The sequence below is a fragment of the Quyinboa ferrireducens genome, from assembly GCF_042436675.1.
In the GTDB taxonomy this organism is placed as follows: domain Bacteria; phylum Bacteroidota; class Bacteroidia; order Bacteroidales; family UBA5342; genus JBHJHP01.
Genome location: NZ_JBHMVA010000012.1, coordinates 1 through 24,339 on the forward strand (window position 1 = coordinate 1; position 24,339 = coordinate 24,339).

23 protein-coding genes are annotated in these 24,339 nt (G+C 37.5%); 6 read left to right on the plus strand and 17 right to left on the minus strand.

The genetic code is table 11. The features are described 5' to 3' along the window. A partial coding sequence (locus ACE01N_RS15260) for a hypothetical protein (RefSeq protein WP_380590775.1) occupies positions 1 to 1,655 on the minus strand: 1,655 nt, incomplete at its 3' end. A gap of 7 nt (positions 1,656 to 1,662) precedes the next feature. After that, a complete protein-coding gene (locus ACE01N_RS15265) occupies positions 1,663 to 2,244 on the minus strand; it encodes a DUF4347 domain-containing protein (protein ID WP_380590777.1) in 582 nt (193 codons plus the stop codon). A 261-nt stretch (positions 2,245 to 2,505) separates the two neighbouring features. Between ACE01N_RS15265 and ACE01N_RS15270 the strand changes: the two genes are divergently transcribed. Both ACE01N_RS15270 and fmt read left to right on the plus strand, forming a co-directional pair. After that, positions 2,506 to 3,390: an NAD kinase gene (locus ACE01N_RS15270; RefSeq protein WP_380590780.1), complete on the plus strand. Its 885-nt coding sequence runs from the start codon at positions 2,506 to 2,508 to the stop codon at positions 3,388 to 3,390. Between the two features lie 16 nt (positions 3,391 to 3,406). Continuing rightward, complete coding sequence (fmt, locus tag ACE01N_RS15275; RefSeq protein WP_380590783.1) at positions 3,407 to 4,375, plus strand: methionyl-tRNA formyltransferase; 969 nt, start codon at positions 3,407 to 3,409, stop codon at positions 4,373 to 4,375. Positions 4,376 to 4,377: 2 nt separating this feature from the next. Here the strand turns inward: fmt and ACE01N_RS15280 are convergent, their stop codons facing one another. After that, positions 4,378 to 6,021 carry a response regulator gene (locus ACE01N_RS15280; protein WP_380590786.1) on the minus strand — a complete coding sequence of 548 codons (1,644 nt, stop codon included), beginning with the start codon at positions 6,019 to 6,021 and terminating at the stop codon, positions 4,378 to 4,380. Between the two features lie 333 nt (positions 6,022 to 6,354). On the opposite strand from ACE01N_RS15280, the gene ACE01N_RS15285 reads away from it, so the two are divergent. Continuing rightward, complete coding sequence (locus ACE01N_RS15285) at positions 6,355 to 6,930, plus strand: superoxide dismutase (protein WP_380590788.1); 576 nt, start codon at positions 6,355 to 6,357, stop codon at positions 6,928 to 6,930. Between the two features lie 88 nt (positions 6,931 to 7,018). Next, a complete protein-coding gene (truA, locus tag ACE01N_RS15290) occupies positions 7,019 to 7,786 on the plus strand; it encodes a tRNA pseudouridine(38-40) synthase TruA (RefSeq protein WP_380590791.1) in 768 nt (255 codons plus the stop codon). Here the strand turns inward: truA and ACE01N_RS15295 are convergent. The 5 genes from ACE01N_RS15295 to ACE01N_RS15315 form a co-directional block, all read right to left on the minus strand. Next, the gene (locus tag ACE01N_RS15295) at positions 7,755 to 9,830 is read right to left on the minus strand and encodes an ATP-binding protein (protein WP_380590794.1); all 2,076 of its coding nucleotides are present in this window, start codon (positions 9,828 to 9,830) and stop codon (positions 7,755 to 7,757) included. The genes truA and ACE01N_RS15295 overlap by 32 nt on opposite strands. A 143-nt stretch (positions 9,831 to 9,973) precedes the next feature. Continuing rightward, entirely contained in the window at positions 9,974 to 10,282 is a 309-nt protein-coding gene (locus ACE01N_RS15300; RefSeq protein ID WP_380590797.1) for a PAS domain-containing protein, read from the minus strand. After that, positions 10,282 to 10,734 carry a D-aminoacyl-tRNA deacylase gene (gene dtd / locus ACE01N_RS15305; protein WP_380590800.1) on the minus strand — a complete coding sequence of 151 codons (453 nt, stop codon included), beginning with the start codon at positions 10,732 to 10,734 and terminating at the stop codon, positions 10,282 to 10,284. The genes ACE01N_RS15300 and dtd overlap by 1 nt, the downstream gene beginning before the upstream one ends. A 76-nt stretch (positions 10,735 to 10,810) precedes the next feature. After that, positions 10,811 to 11,446 (minus strand): ribonuclease H1 domain-containing protein, encoded by a 636-nt coding sequence (locus ACE01N_RS15310; protein ID WP_380590803.1) that lies wholly within the window; start codon positions 11,444 to 11,446, stop codon positions 10,811 to 10,813. A gap of 2 nt (positions 11,447 to 11,448) precedes the next feature. Further along, a complete protein-coding gene (locus ACE01N_RS15315) occupies positions 11,449 to 12,702 on the minus strand; it encodes a peptidase U32 family protein (RefSeq protein WP_380590806.1) in 1,254 nt (417 codons plus the stop codon). A 109-nt stretch (positions 12,703 to 12,811) separates the two neighbouring features. On the opposite strand from ACE01N_RS15315, the gene ACE01N_RS15320 reads away from it, so the two are divergent. After that, positions 12,812 to 13,906, plus strand: a complete 1,095-nt coding sequence (locus tag ACE01N_RS15320) for a glycosyltransferase (RefSeq protein ID WP_380590809.1) — start codon at positions 12,812 to 12,814, stop codon at positions 13,904 to 13,906. Beyond that, complete coding sequence (locus tag ACE01N_RS15325; RefSeq protein WP_380590812.1) at positions 13,903 to 14,952, plus strand: glycosyltransferase; 1,050 nt, start codon at positions 13,903 to 13,905, stop codon at positions 14,950 to 14,952. The genes ACE01N_RS15320 and ACE01N_RS15325 overlap by 4 nt, the downstream gene beginning before the upstream one ends. On the opposite strand, the gene ACE01N_RS15330 is transcribed toward ACE01N_RS15325, so the two are convergent. The 9 genes from ACE01N_RS15330 to prfA all read right to left on the minus strand — a co-directional run bounded on the left by ACE01N_RS15330 (position 14,947) and on the right by prfA (position 24,335). Next, complete coding sequence (locus tag ACE01N_RS15330; RefSeq protein ID WP_380590815.1) at positions 14,947 to 15,882, minus strand: hypothetical protein; 936 nt, start codon at positions 15,880 to 15,882, stop codon at positions 14,947 to 14,949. The two genes, ACE01N_RS15325 and ACE01N_RS15330, sit on opposite strands and share 6 nt — an antisense overlap. 58 nt (positions 15,883 to 15,940) lie before the next feature. Beyond that, positions 15,941 to 16,795: a polysaccharide pyruvyl transferase family protein gene (locus tag ACE01N_RS15335; protein WP_380590818.1), complete on the minus strand. Its 855-nt coding sequence runs from the start codon at positions 16,793 to 16,795 to the stop codon at positions 15,941 to 15,943. Between the two features lie 55 nt (positions 16,796 to 16,850). Next, positions 16,851 to 17,993, minus strand: coding sequence for a glycosyltransferase family 4 protein (locus tag ACE01N_RS15340; protein WP_380590821.1), 1,143 nt, complete (start codon positions 17,991 to 17,993; stop codon positions 16,851 to 16,853). A 216-nt stretch (positions 17,994 to 18,209) separates the two neighbouring features. Beyond that, entirely contained in the window at positions 18,210 to 19,238 is a 1,029-nt protein-coding gene (locus ACE01N_RS15345; protein ID WP_380590824.1) for a glycosyltransferase family 9 protein, read from the minus strand. Positions 19,239 to 19,262: 24 nt separating this feature from the next. After that, positions 19,263 to 19,508 (minus strand): ATP synthase F1 subunit epsilon, encoded by a 246-nt coding sequence (gene atpC / locus ACE01N_RS15350; RefSeq protein ID WP_375726916.1) that lies wholly within the window; start codon positions 19,506 to 19,508, stop codon positions 19,263 to 19,265. A 2-nt stretch (positions 19,509 to 19,510) separates the two neighbouring features. Continuing rightward, a complete protein-coding gene (gene atpD, locus ACE01N_RS15355; RefSeq protein WP_380590827.1) occupies positions 19,511 to 21,013 on the minus strand; it encodes a F0F1 ATP synthase subunit beta in 1,503 nt (500 codons plus the stop codon). Between the two features lie 63 nt (positions 21,014 to 21,076). Then, positions 21,077 to 22,048 (minus strand): polyprenyl synthetase family protein, encoded by a 972-nt coding sequence (locus tag ACE01N_RS15360; RefSeq protein WP_380590830.1) that lies wholly within the window; start codon positions 22,046 to 22,048, stop codon positions 21,077 to 21,079. A gap of 93 nt (positions 22,049 to 22,141) precedes the next feature. Further along, a complete protein-coding gene (gene pyrF / locus ACE01N_RS15365; RefSeq protein WP_380590833.1) occupies positions 22,142 to 22,975 on the minus strand; it encodes an orotidine-5'-phosphate decarboxylase in 834 nt (277 codons plus the stop codon). Positions 22,976 to 23,246: 271 nt separating this feature from the next. Then, a complete protein-coding gene (gene prfA / locus ACE01N_RS15370; RefSeq protein WP_380590836.1) occupies positions 23,247 to 24,335 on the minus strand; it encodes a peptide chain release factor 1 in 1,089 nt (362 codons plus the stop codon). Positions 24,336 to 24,339 lie beyond the last annotated feature (4 nt).

A 24,339-nucleotide genomic window follows, 5' to 3' on the forward strand; every position in this document is an offset into this window, starting at 1 on the left:
TGCCCTACAGTCCAGTCATCTGTCGAAACGGCATCAACAGCTTTCCATTTCCACTCTGATACGGCTATGCCATTATCTGACCCACCATCAACATCGTAAGAATTATTGGTTAAACCTCCTGTTGATGACACATAACTGAAACTGGCAATCGGTTTCCTGTGAAAATAAAGTGTCGTGGGATCTGTTGGTAAATCTTCGAATGTAAATGTATATTTACCAGGCTTATCATAATACTCCGGTACATCCTCCAGGTATATGTTCTGCCAGGAGGCCAGCCCCAGGTCATTGGAAAAGAAAGTATTGTCATGACTGATCTTCCAACGCCCACTGGGATAATCCGAATTGGCAGTTCCCGATTTCATCTCAGACGGATCAACATCTATTTCTACAGATGTACCCGCTATAAAATATTCCCCTTCTACAGTCTCTGTTACATACTGATCATAGATATATTGCGCCATAGCCTCAATCCAGGTACTCCAGGATCCGTTACTCCTGTTGATAAAAGTTCCTTTTGCACTGTTTTGTGCAATAAAACGTTCAAACTGAGTTTTATTAGCATCAACACCCCAACCGATATAATGAATATCTTCGTTGATACAACGCATCAGAATTTCTGATAAGTCAGCATCAGCATCAAAATCATCAACGGTTAAATCATCAAGGTTAACGTTAAATCGCAAAGCACTGTTGCGCCATTGTGGTTCGCGCAAAACATCTTTAAACTTACGTAAGGTTTTTTTAGTTACACTAATGTCATAAATCTTTGCGTTAGGCATGCTATAAGTAAAAGGACCATAGCTTCCGGATAATAAAGGAGACCCAAACTGATCATCAGTAATATCAAATATTGTTTCGCCATCATATATCACCTGGATATGATCATTTTCTGCCTTTATTGTCACATCATGAACAGCAATAGGATTATAAAGAATACTTTTAAAACCTAAACAATATGAATTATTAGTAAGCGCACCAATAGACGGATTCTTCAAACCTGTCCATGCGGCTAATAAGTTATTATCAACAGAATTTGGATTAGTAACTCCGTCAACTTTAAAAAGCCCTGCTACCTGCTGATAACCATAAATCCAAAAGGCATAATAGGAATATAATCCATCCTTATTGGTCATTCTGAACGTAAACCCCATTGGATCAGGATGGCATAAATATTCACTGGATGTAAAATTGTATTTTGGTGCTATTTGCCTTACTCTTAGTTCTTCTGTCAATTTATAACTAATTTCAACGTCAGTAGTTGCCTGAGCTTCCTCTGATGCATCCCAGAAACCAGTCCACGCAACATTTGCAGTGGATCCAAGACTATTATCAGTAGAATTAAAAGACCATGCTCCAGAGTTATCCGGATAATTTGTCCACTGTGTAAATATTTTTTCTGCATCAGCATCACTTGAAGAAAACGTTGATCTTTGATAAGCCTCTACTCTTAGTTTATCGGCAGGTATGCCTTTTGCAGCTAATGCTATACCTAAATCATTTTCAAATAACTCTAAATTTTGAGATGCCTGTCCCACAGTCACCATAACATCTACGTTAGGCCCCTGCTTAACGCTCATTGAAACATTTTGAGCATAACTTATATTGGTAATTACTATTAATACCAACAATGTGATAAAAAAGGAAATATTTTTCATGGCTGGATTATTTATTGATTGTAAAATTTATTTTAATGTTCTCGACATTGGAAATATTTGAATCAACACTTTTCACCATACCATTTTCCACAGAATAATTGAATATCAATTCTGCACCTTCAGTGTTACCAAACTCACCTGCTGTTGCATAAATGCTAAGATCTCTATTCTTGCTTTCATTAATTATAAATTCAATATTTGAAGGTGATGAAGCATAAAAAGAAGAATATATGAACAGTTTCTTTATGCTCTTTTCAGTCATAACATTTAATAAATTAGTAATATAATTCTGAAAACCGACACCTGAATTTGCATACTTCGTGCCCCCAATAAGGACCTCCTGCCTATCTCCTTTTACTAATAAATGAATCGCCTCAATATCCGGATTGGCATCCAGCAAGTCTGATAAATTCTGAGGCGCATCCAGATTATCTAATATCTGAATCGCTGAATTTGGCTCAATTCCAAACAATAGTTCCTGCATATTCTCAATATCCGGAGAAAAAATAAGCAAATTCTTATTTTGCGAATTCACCGTTATTACAAATGCCATTAATAGCATTGAAAAAAATAATTTTTTCGTATTCATAACCTTGAGATTTAATATTATTAAATAGTTTAACTTAACTTCAATATGTCAAATTAACATATTTTTAATAACAAAAACAATACTTCGTGATATTTATTTTTCTTTTATTTTACATTTATTTAACTTTCATAGCACAAAAACCCTTAATACAACCATTTGCCACAATCTAATAAGTTCAATACGACTTTCAGGTTTGCTCTAAGATAACGTTCAATAATCTACATGATATGTTTTCTTTTTATCTTTGTAAAAAGATTAAACATGAGAATAGCTTTATTTGGCCGGGAAATAACAGAAGAATACAAATCTCACTTTGGTAAATTCATTGAACAGTGCCAACAGGCAAATATAGAGTATGAAATCTCTGAGCTACTCATAGAAGACGTAAAAGGACATGGCATTGAATTACCACCTGATGTTGAAATACTGGATCAGCATGCCAATCTGAAATCTTTTGACTTCGTCTTCAGTATTGGTGGAGACGGAACCTTTTTACGTTCTGCCCGGCTTGTAGGTGATTCTGAAGTACCCATTATAGGTATTAATACCGGGCGTTTAGGTTTTTTGGCAGATGTAACACTTGACGAAATAAATGACATTCTTGATGATATAATACAAGGGAATTATGTGCTTGAAAAAAGAGGTTTGATTAAACTGCATTCAGACTGTAATTCGTTTGAGAATTGCAACTATGCATTAAATGACATATCTGTATTACGACGTGACACGTCATCTCTGATTGTTATTCATGTTTTTATTGATGACCAGTTTCTGAATTCATATTGGGCAGATGGCTTAATTATTTCTACGCCAACCGGATCAACCGCTTATAGTATGAGTGCAGGTGGCCCTATAGTTTTGCCACAATCAAGTAGTTTGGTTTTAACACCGTTGGCTCCACATAGTCTGACAGTGAGGCCCTTGGTTATTCCTGATGCCCAGAAAATTAAAATTAATATTGAATCACGTTCGTCTAATTACCTTGTATCGGTAGATTCACATTCCATGGCATTTGATATTAATAAAGAATTAATCATTACAAAAGCTGATTTCACAATCAATGTTTTAAAGCGCAGGAACAATGATTTCTACGAAACACTGAGGAATAAATTGCTTTGGGGCCAGGATAAAAGGAATCAATCATAAAGCAGTAAATTTTACTATGGATAAAAAGGATTTTAGAATTATATTTATGGGAACACCGGACTTTGCAACAGGAAGTCTGGAAACTTTGGTCAATTCAGGTTATAATATTGTTGGCGTTGTTACCGCCCCGGACAAACCTGCAGGCAGAGGTCAGAAATTAATGGAATCTTCTGTCAAAAAATATGCTACGGCACACCACATTCCTGTCCTTCAGCCTGATCGACTCAAATCAGAAGAATTTATCAAACAGCTTTCCGATCTAAGCCCTGATCTTCAGGTAGTAGTTGCGTTCAGGATGCTGCCTAAGGTAGTTTGGTCGCTTCCCAAATACGGCACATTTAACCTTCACGCTTCACTTTTACCACAATATCGCGGAGCGGCACCCATAAACTGGGCTATTATTAACGGCGAAAAAAAATCAGGGGTCACGACATTTTTTATAGATGATAAAATTGATACCGGTGAAATAATTCATCAAAAGGAAGTTAATATACCGGAAGATATGAATGCAGGAGACCTACATGATCTTTTAATGGAGACAGGTTCAGAACTTGTTGTTGAAACGGTACAGGACATCATAGACGGAACGGTAAAAACAATTCCGCAAAACAAATATTTTTCAAATATAACTGAACTGCATGCTGCGCCTAAAATTTTCAGGGATGATTGCAAAATTGACTGGTCCTTGTCGGGTCATATCATCTATAATCTTATAAGAGGATTGTGCCCCTATCCTGCGGCATGGACTTCATTCGTTTTTTCAGATCCCGGAAAAAATATTACTGCAAAAATATTTAAAGCAGAGGATATTCCTGATCTGCAAGCAAAACCCGGATATGTAAGAACCGATAATAAATCCTATTTACACGTTGGATGCAAAACGGGTTGGATAAACATCCTTGATCTGCAGCTTGCCGGAAAAAAAAGAATGTCAATTGAAGAACTACTCCGGGGATTCCGGTTTGATAATGCAAAAGCTGAGTAGAATCAATTAATCCCGCTCATCGTCTTGGAAATGAGTTCAATAATATTTTTCCTGACGATAGGTTTTGAAATATAACCATCTGCACCGGCATTGATAAATCTTTGCTTTTCTTCACTTAACGTATAGGCTGTCTGGACAATAATCTTACTGGCAATCTTTTTACTTTTCAGTTTCAGCAATGCTTCATATCCATCCATTTCGGGCATATTAATATCGAGTAGTATCAGGTCCGGCTCTTCTGAATCTGTAAGTTTCAGCAATTCTTTGCCATTTTTCGCACGCTCAATCGATGCATTGAAACCAGATAATAATTCTCTCAAATATAAATAAGAGGCTTCATCGTCTTCAGCGATAATAATTGAGAGCCCGGTCATATCAGATTCGGCACCAGACGCAGCAGACATCTCTGTCTTTTTAATATTTCCGGTTTCAAAAGGTATAGTAAACGAAAATATTGATCCCTCTCCCAATTTTGAACTTACATATATCTCACCACCAAGTAATTCTACCAGTCCCTTACTTATGCTCAGCCCCAATCCTGCCCCATGCTGTTCCTCTGTATTTCCGGAATGATAAAAGCGATTAAAAATTTCTTTCAGCTTATCAGTAGGTATACCACATCCTGAATCTTTTACATAAAACTCAACAAAAGGCCTCTTGTCATATTGCTTAATATTAAAACCAAACTCAACAAATCCTTTATCCGTAAATTTTACTGCATTCGAAAGGAGGTAGATAAGTATCTGCTTTATGCGTTCAGAATCACTAAACACATAAATATCCCTGTTTTTATCTGTGAACCGGAGTCGTAGTTCAACATCTTTTTTCTGCAATTTAACAGGATCGTTACTTACTACATTATAACAAAAAGAGCATATCTCAATCATATTACATGCTGAACGGTTTATTTTTAGCTGTCCGGCATCTAATTTTGACAAATCAATAATATCGTTAATTATTTTTAGAAGATGATTTCCAGACTCCTTAATCGTCCCCAGATATGTTTTTTTCTGATCATCCGAGATTCCCCGATCAGCCAACAGATTTGAAAAGCCAATTATAGAATTCATGGATGTTCGGATTTCATGGCTCATATCGGCTAAAAATTTAGATTTATGTAAATCATTTTGCCGCGCCTTATCACGTTCTGAAAGTATTTTCGATTCATACTCCTTCTGCGAACTGATATCAACAATACTCATCAAAAATTCGCGATGAGTCGTTCCCTTTTTATCCTTAAATCTGGCGAAGATCTTAATAAAAACTGTTTTACCTGACCTTGGCTTTATTTTAACTTCGCAAAAGCCAATATCGGTTTGGGACCTGACCTGTTCAAAATAATAATTAATTATTTCCTGATACTCGGGTAATACAAAACTTAAAAATGGCAGGGTTATCAACTGCTCCTTATGAGAATTTAAAATATCTGCTCCTTTTTGATTAATATCTGATATTTCAAACTCTTCATTTAAAACAAGAAAACTGACGGGAGCTTTATAGAACAAATTTGCATATGCTACTGAATTTGCAATATGATCATCATTAATTATTTTTTTGATCAATGATTCCAGTTCAGATATATATTCAGACTGTTCAATGCTGGTCTTTAAACCTGAAATTCGATTATATTCATCCTCAACATTCATAATATCCAAGTCCGTTAATAGTCATTATAAGAAGACAAAAGCATGCTTTTGTACTTAATTCATCCATCCTCAATAAAAATAAGTATATCCTTTAAAGATAGGAAAATCTTTTCTAATTCTAGTTTTTCAATCTCTTTTAAACAGCAATTAAAAGACATTTCAAATGTAACACATACATATTATATGTTAACACTATTTAAGCTTAAACAACATAAAAAAGCCGTAAATTAGTATCTGTATTTTTATTTGAGAACAAACTTAATATTAAACCTGATTTGCAGGTATTTATTATTCTAACTTATAACAAATATTTAAACTCAAAAAGAAAAGATCATGAAATTTGAACTTCCCCCACTTCCTTATGCTTTAGATGCATTAGCACCTTATCTTGATAAGAAAACACTGGAATTTCACCATGGGAAACACCATCAGGCTTATGTTAATAATTTAAATAACCTGATTGAAGGCACCAGCTATGCTGATATGGATCTTGAAATGATTATTAAATCATCTGAAGGAGGAATTTTTAACAACGCAGCGCAAATATGGAATCACACATTTTATTTTGCTCAGTTTTCACCTAATGGAACCAAAGAACCAGTGGGAAAGCTTGCAGAAGCAATTAACAAGGATTTCGGTTCATTCGCTGAATTCAAAGAAAAGTTCAGTAAAGCTGCTGCAACATTATTTGGGTCAGGCTGGGCATGGCTGATTGAAGGTAAAGACGGCAAACTGGACATTATTCAAACCAGCAATGCAGGCATTCCTCTAAAAGAGGACCTGAAGCCTCTGTTAACATGTGATGTTTGGGAACATGCTTATTATCTGGACTATCAAAACAAAAGACCTGACTACATACAGGCATTCTGGAACATATTGGACTGGAAGATTATTGAAGAACGCTATTAAAACATTTTACGATTTGTAAACGGGGCATTCCAATTTGGGATGCCTTTTTTGCATGTTTTTGGTATATTTGGCAGATTAAACAATTTAAATGGGCTTCAGGTATTTTACAGAATTAGCTTACAACGGATCAGGATTTCATGGCTGGCAGATACAGCCAAATGCAAATTCGGTTCAGGAAACCCTTGAAAAAGCTTTCTCACTTATTTTGAGACAAAACATACAGCTTACAGGTTGTGGCAGAACTGATACAGGAGTTCATGCAAAATATTTTGTTGCTCATTTTGATTGTGAAGAGCAAATTCCAGATACCGATCAGTTAATTAACAAGATCAACAGTTACCTGAATTTCGACATTGTAATTTACTCTATTACCAGTGTTGATGCAGAAACACATGCCCGGTTCAGTGCTATTGAACGGGAATATGAATATCATCTTGTAACCCGAAAAAATCCTTTCTTTAAAGATACAAGCTTTTTTCTGCCAATTACGCCGGATTTTGAGCGTATGAACGAAGCGGCACAAAAACTTTTGGAACATACCGATTTTACGTCATTCAGCAAACTACATACCGATGTAAAAACGAACAATTGCAAAATCATCAGGGCTGAATGGATCAGGCAAAATGAATATTACCGGGTTTTTCATATTCGTGCTGACCGCTTTCTTCGGAATATGGTGAGGGCAATAGTCGGAACCTTACTGGAGGTTGGAAAACATAAAATGACTATTGAAGAATTTGAATCAGTAATCAGAGAAAAAAATCGCGGAAAAGCAGGCACATCTGTACCAGGCAATGCCCTTTTTCTGACAGATGTTGTATTTCCTACGAATTTATTTCAACGGAAAGCGGACTAACCTCTATATTTACTTTTGGTAAAGTAAATCCAAATCTGCTGCCAAATCCTGGTTTACTTTCCACAAAAACATCACCATTCAGACGTTCTATGATGCGTTTTACGATTGAAAGCCCCAGACCATGCCCGTTTTTATCGTATTTTATTCGAACATATTCTTTAAAAAGCGTGTCCTTTTTGTCTTCGGGGATTCCAAATCCATTATCATCAACCCAGAAATGCATATGTGATTCTGTCTCCCTGTAACCAATTTTTATTTCTGCAGGTTTACCACCATATTTTATTGCGTTGGATATCAGGTTTACCCAGACAACTTCAAGCCAGGGTGAATGTGACTTCAGCACAGGCATTATTTCAGGAATATTTATTTTCGCTTTTTCTGTAGTTATGATTTCATCCAGTCCTGAAACAGAGCGGTTCACAACATCCTTCATCCTACAGTATTCCATTTTCACCTTCTCTTTTCTTACTCCGGATAACAACAGTAATGTATCAATAATTTGTAACATTTTTTCTGACTGCATATTTATCCTGCGGAGATATTCCGTTTTTTCATCATCGTCAAAAATATAATCCTCATTAACCAATAATTCCGAAAAACCCATTATAGCATTGAGAGGATTTTTAAGGTCATGTGCAACAGAATGTGCAAATGCATCCAACTCCCTGTTAATTTCTTCCAGCTTCACAGATCGTTCCTTAAGCTCTCTTTCAGCACATTTAAGTGTTGTTATATCAACAATGGCAAAGATTAAACCATCAGCCAAATCATCTTTGTTTAAAGGTACTGCCTGTAACAATACCTCAAGAATTTTTCCCTCTTTGTTTTTCAGCTTTGTTTCAATTGAACCAAATCCTTTTTGAAGCAACTTTGGATATAATTCAGAACCAATCTTTTGGTATTCCTTTTCATCGGAATAATATTTCAATGTGTCCTGATAAATTATCTCAACAGCATCGTATCCTAAAATAGCTGTTGCTGCTTCATTTACCCAAACCACCCTTCGGCCTTTTATGAGGGTAATGCCAATCGGAGACGAAGACAGAATAGTATTTACTAGACGATCTTTATTTTTAAGCTCATTCTCTGTCTTCTTTCTGATTTTTATCTCATTCTCCAGATCAATTGTCCTTTCCGATACTATTTTCTCCAGATTATTTTTGTGTTCTTTTAATTCAGTAAAAGAAATACTGGTATAAAATAGTGTAATAGTTGCAATAAAAGCAAATACCATAAAAATCATAAACCCTTTATCTGCCATTTCATTTGAAAAGACAGTCATCTGATGTGTGGAAAGCCACATAACAAGAATTAGAACAATCAGATGAAACGGGATGAGTTTCTTTATATCAATATAATAAGCTGAAATAATTGCCGCCGGCGTTACTATTACAAACAAAAAATTATTATTAATAGCTTTTGCAGCAACAAATGGAATTAGATAACTACCTACCAGTATCATTAATTCTTTTGGAGAATACAATTTTAAGGAGTTTATGCTATAAATCAAGGGGCCAAATAAAAAAAGTCCCATAGCATCAGCAGCTGAAATACGCAGTATATTGTATAAAACTTCACTGTTCTCTACTATTACTGTGCCCTGATATAATTCATTCAATACAACAAACCCCCAGCTGGTAAGTAAAGATGGAACAATAGCGATATATAATAAAAACTGAAATACATCAAACCCCTGCCGAAACAGAGGTCTCCCTTTTTTTTGCTCCAGTTTCTCCCATATTACCCATGCCATTAAAGGTTGAGTGGTTTTTATAATTGAACTTAATAGTATAGCAGAACTGAATACATAATTTACCGGCTGAGGATTGTAAATCTGAAACAACAAAAACTGAAGAATAAGATTTGAAAATACTAAATAAGGTAAAGCCGTTTTCCCATAGCGTGCCAGCATAATAAATCCAAAACCTCCGGCAACCCATAACGAGAAATAACCATCCGTTGGTATAAAAACGTTTTTATAGCAAACTATTCCGGTAAGAATGTATAGAAAACTGTATAATGACAGAAGTTTAAAATTCTTCATTAGTAGTAGGATTGATTTGCTTACAAAACTACTAATTTAACTTTTAATTAACAAATATTCATTTAATATTTACTTATATGCTAAATAATTTAACATATATAAAATATTTAGAACACATTAATTACTAATACACTAGATGAATTTCATATGTAAAAAGAAATTTCTATCAGTCCTTTTATTTTTCCTTTTTCCAGCCATGGAGACTGATGGATGACCTTTGTGCGACCGTCTTTTTTGTTTTTCATATATGTATGTGATCCTCCCGTCTTCATCTGTTGTCTTATCATTTTCTGAGAATGTTCATTATGACAATCAAGCAAACTCTGACCTATCAGGCTTTGCCCTCCGTATTTCTCAAAGTCCCTGATGGAAGTATCATTCATGTAAATAATGGTAAAATTTTCATCACAGACCGTTACAGCACCATCGAATTCTTTTATCCAGTCAAACATCAGGCTTTATTTTTCGTATCAATAAGTATTGTTACAGGTCCGTCATTTAGTAATTCCACTTTCATATCGGCACCAAATATTCCTGTTCCGACACGCTTCCCCATTATGCCAGACATTGCATCACAAAAAGACTCATACAACGGTATTGCAACATCAGGCTCAGCTGCTTTAATATAAGAAGGCCGGTTTCCTTTCTTAGTCATGGCATGAAGAGTAAACTGACTTACCACAATGGCGTCTCCTTCTACATCCAGCAACGACCGGTTCATAACACCCTCATCATCAGGAAAAATCCTAAGGTTAGTTATCTTCTTCGAAAGCCATTGTACGTCCTCGGTGGAATCTGCATTCTCAATTCCCAAAAGAATAAGAACACCCTGTTTAATAGAAGAGACAACATTCTCATCTACTGTTACCGATGCCTTGCTTACCCTTTGAATTACTGCCCTCATATATTAATTTTGAATTTAAAATTAGGTAATAGAAATTTTATCCTGTGTCTTGAGTCTTATGTCTTACATCTTAAACCTACTTTCTTCCAAAATCTGCAGGTATCTCTCCCCAGTTTCTGGTGTCCCACTTCAATATTTTAGTTTCGTATTTATTTGTTCTGAGCCATATTTCAGCTCTTTTGATCAGTTCAAAAATTCTGGCATTTTTACTGTTCTGAACCAGTTTTGTATTACACCGTTTATTTCTGATCCAGGCCAATGCATTTTTACTATCCGTATACACAGGCATGTCAAGCTTTTGTTGTTTGAGCCATGCCAGAGCATGAACCAGTGCCAGAAATTCACCAATGTTATTGGTCCCGTCCTCGTGTGGTCCCTGCCTGAATATTTCTGTGCCGGAATACGTATAAACGCCCCGGTATTCCATTTTACCCGGATTCCCGCTGCAGGCTGCATCAACAGCAATGCTATTGGCTGTAGGTCCGTCAGGACGGTTAAACAGTTCCTGATCAATTTCTGCAACCTGTTTTTTCCCAATTACAGTCTCCGGTCCTTTTTCAAAAGCCTTTTCCGCCAAATTCTTTGCCTTAAATCCTTTATATTTTGCCCCTTCAAATCCATGAACCTGAGCTTTACATTTCTCCCATGAATCATAAATTCCGGGGTTGTTTCCTACCCAGACTACATAGTAATTATTTTTACTTTTTCCCATAACTATCTGGGTATTGTATTAGCATCGACCATTTTATATAATTTATCGGATCGTCTAATTTTTTCCGGAACCGAAATCGAAAACCGCTCCCCTTTTCTTGTTGTCTGAACAGGCTCCAGATCGACCCTAAGTTCATCAACCGTCATTTCAATAACGCCGGTTGTAGGTCCGGTAATTAAAATTTCATCACCGACAGAAAGATCCATGGCGTCCATCTGGAACTCCGCTACGCCAAGTTTTGAAAAATAATTTGTTCCTTTCCCAATGTATATTCGTCTCTTTGTTGCCTCGGATCCATAATTAGCACTCCACTCTCCCAGCCTTTGTCCAAGGTAGTAACCGTCCCAGAAGCCTCGATTAAAGACCGTTTTCAAACGTTTATCCCAATCAGAAATTTTCTCCTCCGTAAACGAATCATCTATCCATGCTTCTACGGCCTCGCGGTAACACGAAACTGTCGTTTTAACATATTCAGCACTACGTGCCCTACCTTCTATCTTTAGCACCCGAACGCCTGAATCCAGTATTTTATTCAAAAAGTGAATCGTCTTTAGGTCCTTTGGCGACATGATGTATTCATTGTCAATATCCAGTTCAATCCCCGTGTCTTTATCCGTTACGTTGTATCCTTTCCGACAAATCTGCATACAGTTTCCTCGGTTCGCACTGGCATTCATTTCATGCAGACTCAAATAACATTTTCCTGAAACCGCCATACATAGTGCTCCATGTACAAACATTTCAAGCCGGATTGGTTTTCCTCCGGGTCCGCATATGTTATTCTGCGTAATCTGTATATACATTTGAGCAACCTGGTCAAGATTCAGTTCTCTTGCTAATACTGCCACATCGGCAAAATGGGCATAAAACTGTAAGGATTCATAATTCGTTATATTAAGCTGTGTCGATAAATGAACCTCAATACCTGTACTGTTTGCATATTGCATTACAGCAACGTCGGAAGCAATAATTGCAGATATACCAGCATCTTTAGCCGCATTTACATAACTGCGCATCTGGTTCAGGTCATTATCATACATAACCGTATTCAGTGTGAGGTATGTTTTTATATTATGCTTTTTCGCTATGGATACAATTTTGTGCAGATCGTCGATGGTAAAATTCAAAGACGACCGTGAACGCATATTCAGACTGCCAATTCCAAAATAGACAGAATCTGCTCCTCCCTGTATGGCAGCCATAAGTGACTCGAATGAACCTACCGGTGCCATTATTTCTATGTCTTCCCGCTTCATATTTTTTTAAACTGGCACAAAATTACGACTTGTTTTTGCTCTTTGCAACCCTGTAAAGATATTGGGTAAAACCTGTAAAGCTGTTATATTTGCTGTGAAAATACCTTTTATGAACATACTCTTCATAAATTCACTCAGAAAAAACCGCTGGGGTGGCGGTGAAAAATGGATGGTAGAAGCCGCTGGGGGACTATCAGCTCTGGGGCATCATACCATTGTTGGATGTTTAAAAAATTCCTTCATAGAACATAAAGCCGTTCAAAAAGGTGTTGAAACAATTGAATTTGGAATTCCGTCGGATATCAGTTTTTTATCCATTTTCAAATTAAAAAAAATCCTCATCAGTAAACATATTGATGTACTTGTATGCTGTCAGAACAAGGATGTCAAAATCGGAGGACGGGCAGCCCGACAGGCTGGCACAAGGGCTGTGTTTTCACGTCAGGGCTTGCAGCTGTTTTCAAATAAGCGGAAATATAAATTCCCGTTTACCCGACTTATTGATGGCATCATTACCAATACACAATCTATAAAACAGATTTATGAATCGTTTGGCTGGTTTCCAAAAGATTTTATACATGTTATTTACAATGGTATGGCACCGCCCAAAACTGAGATGTCTTTAAGTAAAGAAACTGTTTTTGGTGTTGATCCCAGTGTTAAAGTTATTTTTTCTGCCGGAAGATTATCTGAGCAAAAGGGATATTCTTATTTGATTGATACAGCCGCTATTTGCAGGGATAAAAAGTTGGATTACCAATTTTTCATTGCCGGATCAGGAAAGCTGGAAGCAGAATTGAAATCCCGTGTAAAAGAACTTAACCTGGGTAATTATGTTCATTTTATCGGATTCATAGAAGATTTGTCAGTGTACTACAGTACTGCTGATGTATTTGTCCTTCCCTCTTTGCACGAAGGCATGCCTAATGTGGTAATGGAATCCATGGCGCATGGTACAGTGGCGATTGCAACCCGAGTAAACGGTGCTGAAGAACTTATAGAAGACGGAAAGAACGGTTTTCTTATTGAACCCGAATCAGCGGAACAAATTGCAGAAAGACTTGAAATATTTTTTTCTGACACTGTCGATCGTGAGACAATGGCAAAACAGGCAAAGCAGCACATTAAAAAAAATTTCACAACCGAAGTTATGAGTAGAAAGCTGGAAACGCTGTTTCTGAACCAACTAAACAAAACGTCATGAATATCCTGTTTGTATGTTCGGCAAAATCATGGGGAGGAAATGAAAAATGGACTTCCATGGCGATGAAAACACTTTCCGGGCAGCACAATGTGCTTTTCTTTGGCCGCAAGAAGAAATTGGGAAATGATTTCGGATTAGAATTTAAAAAGGATTTTGCCCCCATGTTCTCATACTGGGACCTGTATTCATACTATAGAGCATGGCGATTTGTAAAATCAAACAAAATTGACTGTATAGTCAGTACCAAGAAAAAAGAATATTTTATTTTTGGTATCATTTCCCGCATTCTGAAAATCAGGCATTTAATCAGGCTTGGTATTGTAAGGGATATGAATCGCCCGCTTTGGCATAATATTGTTTACAACAAACTTAATGATGGTATTATTGCCAATGCCCACCGGATTGAGAAGAACCTAAAATCAACGTCGTTTATGTCTAACAAACCGGTTTATGTCCTTTATAATACAATTCCCGGCCTTTCAGATTTATTAAACATAAAAAAAGAAGCACCTGATCAATTTACGATTATCAGCACGGGTATGCTGACCCGAAGAAAAGGATTTCATATTCTTACAGAAGCTGTTGCAGCCTTACCTGATAACCTGAAACAAAACATTAAAGTTGTTTACATCGGACAGGGACGTGAAAAAGAGAACCTGGAGAACCAGATCAGTTCAGCAGGCTTGAACCAAACAATTAAACTGGCAGGCTTCCAAAAAGAACCTGCATCATTTCTTAGAAAAGCTTCACTGTTTGTGCTGTTGTCAGAAAATGAAGGGATTTCCAATGCACTGATTGAAGCCATGGCATGCGGCGTTCCTGTATTGACAACTGATTCAGGAGGTTCTACCGAGTTTATAGGCTCCGGTCAAAATGGTTTTATTGTGGAGCCTAATGCTGAAACTGTCGCAAACAAACTAATTGAATTGATACAAATGCCAAATAATATTTTACAGGATATTGGGAAATCAGGACAGAAAACGGTTTCAGGATTGTTCGCCGAAGAGGTCTTTCGTAAAAACTTGTTTGAAATATTCAAATCATGAACAACACCTGATTCTGCTCGTCAGGTAATCCAGCATTCGCGATGCCTGGTTCTCACATGAATAATAGTCTTTCAACCTGCTGATATCCGGATCTCGTTTTTTCAGTTCGTTAATGCAGGCCTCTACATCGTTGTTAAAATCTTCCAGAAAAACGATACCATCGTAATACCCGGCCAGTTTAACATAGGATGGAATTTTATTCGCAATTACCGGAATACTCAGACTGGCAAATACCAGCGCTTTATGTGAACTATGACCTGAATTATAGGACTCGTCAATATCACGTGGCAGAAAACCAATATCACATTTTCGAAGTGCTTCAGGAAAAGAATAATAGTCCCAATCAATAAAATCGTATTTAAATTCCAGGGGAACATCTTTGATGTAATCTTTTGTGATCAATCTTGTTCTGCCGTCAATTACTTCTTTGTATTTGTTCAGATAAATGGCCTTATGTGGTACTCCCGACCAACCGAAAATCGGATTATCAAAATTAATTTTCTCTTTTACTTTATTAAAGTGTTCAAAATCAACCGGATCATCCATAACAAATACCGATTTTGCATGCGGTGCAGCTTTTTCAGCGATCTTATCTGAGGCACAAATAATACCGTCACAAATTGCCGCTATTTTGTGAGCAGCTTCCAGTCTTTTTTTATTGATTTCTTCATGCTCATCAAATATGTTAATGCAGGTATCAAAATAAATATTGCGTGAAATAAACCGCAGATATTGCATGAACCTGTAGTATTTAGGTTTGGGTTTCCTGAAAAAGATTGCAAAATCGTAAGTTTTAAAAGGTTTGTTGATATAAACATCTATCCCCAGTTCCTTATAATACTTTTCCATCTGCAACACTCTGATCCAGTGCGATGCAGCAGCTTTATTGAAATTTGTAGTCTTTTTGGGGAAGAACAGGCCTAGTCTCATGTATAAATTCAATTTATTTTCTACAAATATACAATAACCATAAAAAGATCTGAATAACTTATAATCCCAAATAATCAAATACCTTTCCAGCAAATTCAATATTCCTGTCCCGACAGATATCAAGAGCTTCGTTATAAACCACTGTCTTGCTAAGATGGCTTTTAAATGACTGAAAATCAGTATGAGGAACAGGAAACTTTAAATTAAACATCTTAGTAGAATTAGGCACAACCAATACTTTCTTCTGCATCAATATGCTCCAGTACATAGCATGATAACTATCTGTGACTACATATTCTGATTCTCCTATAAACTTTATGACATCCTCAAATGAACTATCGTTGTAAATTACAGGATAACTGGATTCCGGTAAGTTATTAAAGCTGTGATGTTTTACAATACCGATCTCCTGCTTTGTCTCGTACTTTCTATCCAGGTTATTGCTCATACAACTGGCACACGGAACCCATTCATGCTTATTTATGTCGCGTGTACCAAATAATTTAATACCGGATACATCATGCGAATATTTATGAGAGTAATAATCGTATGAACCCATCCTGGGGTCATTATGACCAATACCCCAGAAAACAACTTTTCGTCCTTTTTCTGCCAGATGCAGGAAAAAATCAATGGAATGTTTGAAGCCTTTGCGTTCCAGAAAACCTCCACCGCCCACAACTACATTATTCTGAGCTATCTCACTGGTCCAGTCATGGTAATCAAATTCTTCTTTAAATCCAAGAATATCAATTCTTTTCCGTCTTAATTCGGAAAAGTACAGATAGGGGGCAGAAGCTCTGTCTCCCACATTGTTTGTATTAAAACGGTGAATATTTATCACACCATCATAATCAGCACCTGCATGCTCAATATGACGGAATTTTCTTTTTTGCAAGTAATTCCCTAACATGTTACCTCAACATTCTAATACCAATTCCAAACATCCCCGAAGGGATGATCCTCACCTATTTAATAATATCCAGCAGCTGCTTTGAAATAGCTGACCAGTTATATGTCTTTATCACCCTTTTTCTTCCGTTTTTACCCATCTGAACAGCTTTATCCTCGTTATTCAGAAGATACAAAAGCTTATGTGAAAGAGTTTCAGCATCCTCAGATTCAACCAAAAATCCGCTATATCCTTCTTCAATGGCATCAGGCACCCCTCCTGAATTACCACCAATAACAGGTTTTTCACAGGCATTAGCTTCCAGAAAAGTAATCCCGAATCCTTCACTGTCTCCGTCCAGATACCTGCTCTGCATGACATAAATATCACACAAATTATAATGATCAACCATCTCCGAATTCTCAACATATCCCGAAAAATAAACATGATCCTCCAGTCCAAGATCTGAGACCTGTTGCTTTAATTCAGACATATAATTTTCATTATATGGTCCTGAAACTAAATAAACAACCTCACCAAGATTATCTTTTATCTTACTTATAGCCTTGATCACCACATCATGTCCCTTCCTCGGATTTACCCTGGCCAATGTCATAATAATCTTTTTACCATCCAGTCCGTAGCGTTCCCGCAGATAAGCCGTATTGTTGTCAGGTTTAAAATAATTGTAATCCACTCCATTAGGAAGTACAGCAAGCTTAGATGATGGTGTACCAAAGTTTTCAGCAATCTTTTTTCGAGTAAACTCGCTGACGGCAATAACCTTAAAACATTGATTAAATGTATATCGGAGCCATATCTTTTTCAAAAACGGCATTTTGCGGGTTACTTCCAGACCATGCGCAATGGTAATTAACTTTATCCCGTTCCTTTTACATATTCCAGTCAATCCCCGAGACGCATTCCAGGTTGTTGCTATGCAAAAATCCGGAACATCACCACTTGCTATCTGTTCAGATAAAATACTTTTCCAGTAGAATGTCCTTTTTCGCTTCCAATCCTTTCTTTTGTGATACGAAACCCGATAACCAAAGTCTTTTTCAAATTCAGGAGGATAATTATCAAAATGCCTGCAATGTACATTAACCTTTGTATTCTGCTCACTTAGCCCGTCAGCAATTCCTTTGGCCCATTGTGCAATTCCACCAACTACAGGTGGAAAATCTTCAGAACATATAGTTATTTTAAGTTGCTTCATTTTAAAATATAATATTCCCTTGTACTAAGTAAAAGATACATTTAACCGGAAAGCTATCAGAAAATAACCAGTACATTTACAAAGTCGTAGACATATTAATCAAATTTCCAAAAATCGGATTGTCATAGTTAAACCGGGCGCAAAGATAATGAATTATAATTACCAGTAAAATTGTAATATACTGGCTGCTAAATAAAAAGAAATAACCAAACATCCTTATAATGTATTTTCGATCTCCCTTTTTACCCATCCGGGAGTAATGTCAAAAAGACACTTTTTGGTTTCTGCTATCTTACATTCAGAATTCCCTTCTTTTGAACACGGGCGACACGGCAGATCAATTTCAAGCACACTAATGCTTTCTCCGGTGGTGTGACCAAAGGCGGTCGGCCCCATAAAGGCTATTCCGTTTTTGCCAAAAAGATCTGCAGCATGCAAAAATCCGGTATCAGCAGATACAATAAAAACAGACTGTTTAACCAGATAAAAACTTTCATTCAGGTTTGTCCTGCCTGCCAGATTTAATACACGTTCAGTAGCAACGTCTGCAATATCTTTTGTAAATGTATCATCAGGTCCGGCAACCACAATGAACTTATAATCAGGCATAATCTCAACCAACTTTTTCCAGTGTTCCAATGGCCAGCGTTTCAATTCCCATGCCGCCGAAGGAATGATTGTTATGGTTTTATTATCAATACTAAAATTTTCAGCTTTTAAAAGCTGATCCACACTGGAGGTGACCGATTGAGGGAACAACCATTTTTTATCTTTTTGTATGGAAAAATCTATACCCAGTTTACGAAGTGGCTTCTGAAAAGATATCATACCTCTGAAAGGTTGTGGGATAGCATCTTTCCTGCCCAGCCTGAAAAACAAAAACCTGTTAAACCTGTATTTTTTACGGACAATTACTTTGGGTCTTGACCTGAACAACCTTAAAGTAAACGAATTAATCACCCCACGAACAGTAAAGGAACGAATATTAAGATGTGCATCATAAATCAAATCGAACTTTTCCTTTTTCAGTGATCTCGCCATTCTTATCAACCCGAAAAGCCCTTCTTCCCGGTCAAATTCCCACACGCGGTGAATGTGAGGATCCGTCTTCAGAATTGATGACATATCAGTCCTGGTAATCCAGTGTATTTGTGGGTTATCAAATTTTCGAAATAAACCACTGGTAACAGACATACATTGTATGACGTCACCAATTGAACTAAACCGGATAATTAAAATCTTCAAATTGAAATGCTTTCAGAAAAGAAATTATATAGCTTCGTTGATAAGAACCGTAACGTTGTTTTCTTTCACTTCAACATATCCACTGCTAATGTCATAGGTTTCATACACATGTCCCCCTTTACTTAAAGATACTTTCCCTAAAGCCAGAACAGACATCAAAGGAGCATGGTTTTCCAGAACCTGGAAACTTCCATCTTCACCAGGAAATTCGGCCATATCCGCATCGCCCTTATAAAGGACCTTAGTTGGTGTAATCACCTCTATATACATAGCTATTCTTTTAACAGTCTTTCTCCGTTCGCAATTGCTTCTTCAATGGAACCAACAAGGTTAAATGCCTGCTCCGGATACTTGTCCAGCTCTCCGTCCATAATCATATTGAAACCTTTGATGGTATCTTCTATCGGAACCATAACACCCTTAATTCCGGTAAACTGTTCAGCCACATGGAAAGGTTGAGAAAGGAAACGCTGAACACGACGTGCACGGTGTACCACCATTTTATCTTCTTCGGACAACTCGTCCATACCAAGAATAGCGATGATGTCCTGCAACTCTTTATAGCGCTGTAAAATCTCTTTCACACGCTGTGCACAGTTATAATGCTCTTCTCCCACTATGTCAGGGGTTAGAATCCTTGATGTGGAATCTAACGGGTCAACAGCCGGATAAATACCCATAGATGAAATTTTACGGCTTAGAACCGTAGTTGCATCCAAATGTGAGAATGTTGTTGCCGGAGCCGGGTCTGTCAAGTCATCCGCCGGTACATATATAGCCTGAACCGATGTAATTGATCCGTTTTTAGTAGAAGTAATTCGCTCCTGCATATTTCCCATTTCAGTGGCCAGTGTAGGCTGATAACCTACAGCTGATGGCATACGTCCAAGTAGTGCAGATACCTCAGAACCGGCTTGTGTAAAACGGAAGATATTATCAATAAACAGTAGAATATCGCGACCAGCACCAGTGCCATCACCATCACGGAATTTTTCAGCAACAGTCAAAGCTGAAAGTACAACCCTGGCTCTTGCTCCCGGAGGTTCGTTCATCTGTCCGAATATCATGCTCACCTGCGAATCCTTAATCTGTTCTTCATCAACTTTCGACAAATCCCATCCGCCTTCTTCCATGCTTTTAAGGAATTCATCGCCATATTTTACGATTTTGGATTCAATCATTTCGCGCAAAAGGTCATTGCCTTCACGCGTACGCTCGCCCACACCGGCAAAAACCGATAATCCGGAGTGTCCCTTGGCGATGTTGTTGATCATTTCCTGAATCAGTACAGTCTTTCCCACACCAGCTCCACCAAACAATCCGATTTTACCTCCTTTCACATAAGGTTCAATCAGGTCAATAACTTTTATACCGGTATAAAGAACTTCCGTTTTTGTAGAAAGGTCTTCGTAAGCAGGAGGTTCTTTATGGATAGGTTCACTGTTGTCTTTTGATATTTCACTCAATCCGTCGATGGTTTCTCCAACCACATTTAACAAACGACCTTTAACCTGATCACCTACAGGTACTTTAATTGGCGATCCGGTAATAATAACCTTCATTCCTCTTTTAAGTCCGTCTGTAGAATCCATGGCAATAGTACGAACCGTATTTTCACCAATATGTTGTTGAATTTCAACAATTAGGGGGAAACCTGATTCTCTTGGAATTTCGAGTGCTTCGTAAATGGCAGGCAGTTCAATGCCCTCACCTTCAAAACTAACATCAACAACAGGACCAATGACCTGGGAAATTTTACCTTCTGCTAATGACATATTTCTGGTTTTTGTGTGCTAAAATATGAATTAATTGTTTGTAATAAAAGAACCCTCATTAATTTATTTTGTTCGCTTCATCAATGAATCAGCCAGATTTCTTAATTCACCTAATGCTTCAGAATCACCGGATACTTTTTCCAATTCCTGCATTGCCGTGTTATAGTACGATTCCATCTTTTGTGAAGCCATATTTTTTACGTCAGTTTCATCGTATATTCTTCTTATGGCATTGTATTTTTCTTCGCGGTCAAAAGTTGCAGCATTGATCCACTTATTCAGTTCCACTTGCATATTTCCTTTTGCTTCATTCAGTGCAGTAAGCAGCAAATATGTTTTTTTGTTGGAAATGATATCACCTCCCGGCTCTTTTCCAAATTCTTCTTTATCGGCATATACATCCAGAATATCATCCATCAACTGAAATGCCAGGCCAATATTGATACCAAAATTATACAGATGCTCTGCATTTTCTACCGATGCTCCACCAGTTATGGCACCAATTTTTAAACTTGATCCAAGCAATACAGCGGTCTTTAACCTGATCATATTGAGGTATTCCTCAATTGTGACATCATCCCGGTTTTCAAAATCCATATCGTACTGCTGCCCTTCGCAGATTTCAAGCGCCACTTTCGAAAACTCGTTTTGAACTGCTGCCAGATATTCCGGGTCACACCCTGCAACATACTGATATGCCATAATCAACATGGCATCACCGGAAAGGATAGCCGTATTTTCATTCCACTTTAAATGTACCGATTGTTTTCCACGGCGAATATCAGCGTTATCCATGATATCGTCGTGCAGTAAAGTAAAGTTATGAAACACTTCGATGCCTACAGCAGGCATAAGTGCTTTTTCAGGCTTAGAATCAAATACCGAATGTGCCATTAAAGCCATGGCAGGGCGTATACGCTTTCCTCCATTGGCAAGCGTATAAGCAATTGGATCATATAATCCCTTTGGTTGCCTGTTAAAATTTATGTCTCCCAGTTTTTGTTCTACCTGGTTCAGCGCATCCGTAAAATTCATTGGCTATTTTAAGATTTAAGATATTAGATAAAAGATTTAAAATAAGATTGATAATTAGTCTTAGGTCTTGTGTCTTATATCCTAGGTCTTTATTTAAATCAATCTATATGCTTTGAGTGACTCCGCCATTTCAGCGGCAAGTTCTTTTGCTTTTTGTCCGGCTACTTCGGCAAACTTATCGGTTGAATCGGCATAAATGATTCCTCTGGAAGAATTTACCAGCAATCCACACTGACTGTTAATGCCATATTTAACCACTTCCTGAAGACTTCCTCCCTGTGCACCAACACCGGGTACCAACAAGAAATGATCCGGAATTAATTTTCTGATATCCGAAAGCATTTCAGCTTTTGTGGCTCCCACCACATACATCATATTATTACTATCTCCCCAGTCTTTTGAAGTTTTAATAACCTCCTCAAACAGTTTACTGCCCGTTGTTTTGTCTTCTATAAACTGAAAATTATAAGCTCCCTTATTCGAAGTCAACGCCAGAAGAATCACCCACTTTTCGAAATAAGTCATAAAAGGTTTTACGGAATCTTCGCCCATATATGGCGCAACGGTCACCGCATCAAAATCCATATGATCGAAAAATGCCCGTGCATAAATTGCCGAAGTATTTCCAATATCTCCACGTTTGGCATCCGCAATAATAAATATGTTTTCGTCTACACTCCGGATATAGCTCACCGTCTTCTCGAGACTTTCCCATCCTTTAACTCCCATGGATTCATAAAAAGCCAGATTGGGTTTGTATGCTACGGTCACTTTGTGTGTTGTATCAATTATCTCCTTGTTAAAAGCAAAAATTGGATCAGTGGTATCTTTTAGCTGCTTAGGAATTTTATTGATATCCGTGTCGAGACCGACACACAAGAATGATTTTTTCTGCTTTATCTGCCCGAAAAGTGCGTTAGAATCCATTTTGTACGTTTTTGTGCAAAAGTAATAAACTATATCTTTTTTATAACTCTTTTATTCTAAAAGACGGTTAAAAATAGTGTCAGGCATCAGATATCAAGACTTAAGATATAAGATATAAGATATAAGACATATGATAAAAGACTCGGTTTTGATTTGTTCAAACGTATAATTGTCATTAAGAATGAACACCAACAAAAAGCCCCTTACGGTAAATAAGGGGCATATAAAATCTTATGTCTTGTGTCTTGTGTCTTGAATCTTATGTCTTATATCAGTATCCTGCTTCTTTCAGCTTTTCTGTGTTTTCAGCGATCATCAGTTTATCTATAATATCCTGAATATCACCGTCCATAATAGCAGACAGATTATATAGTGTATAGTTGATCCTATGATCTGTTACACGTCCCTGAGGGTAGTTATAAGTACGAATTTTGGCAGAACGGTCACCTGTTGACACCATTGTTTTACGTTTGGCGGACAGTTCCTCCATCCTTTTCTGATATTCCAGGTTATACAAACGTGTGCGTAACTCTGCCATAGCCTTATCAAGGTTTTTAAGCTTCGACTTCTGATCCTGACAGGTTACCACAATACCGGAAGGGATATGTGTTAAACGAATTGCCGAATATGTCGTATTTACAGACTGACCACCAGGTCCGGATGAGCAATACTCATCACGACGGATATCCTCATTTCGCAGTTCCACATCAAATTCCTCTGCTTCGGGCAATACAGCCACAGTTGATGCGGATGTATGTACCCTTCCCTGGGTTTCGGTTTGGGGAATACGCTGCACACGATGTACTCCCGACTCGTACTTCAGAATACCGTAAACACCTTCTCCGGATACGTTGAACACAATTTCCTTATAACCGCCTGATGTTCCCTCGTTATAATGCGTAACCTCTACTTTCCAGCCTTTTGTTTCGCAATACTTTGTGTACATTCTGAACAAATCACCTGCAAAAATACTCGCTTCATCTCCGCCGGTTCCTGCCCTGATCTCCATTACGGCATTTTTAAAATCCTCCGGATCAGCAGGAACAAGCATCAGTTTTATCTGCTCTTCCTTGGGTGCCACCTGTGGTTCCAGTTCTTCCAGTTCCATTTTAGCCATTTCACGCAACTCCGGATCACTCTCCTCTGCTAAAATTTCTTTAGCAGTTGCAATGGTATCCAGAGTTTGCTCGTAGGATCTGGCGACCTTAACGAGTTTATCTAAATCTTTATATTCCTTATTCAGTTTTACATAACGGTTCATATCAGCAATCACTTCCGGATCGGTAATCAATTGCGACACCTCTTCGAACCTAATTTTTACGGTTTCCAGCCGATTTAAAAGATTATTCTTTTCAGCCATATAG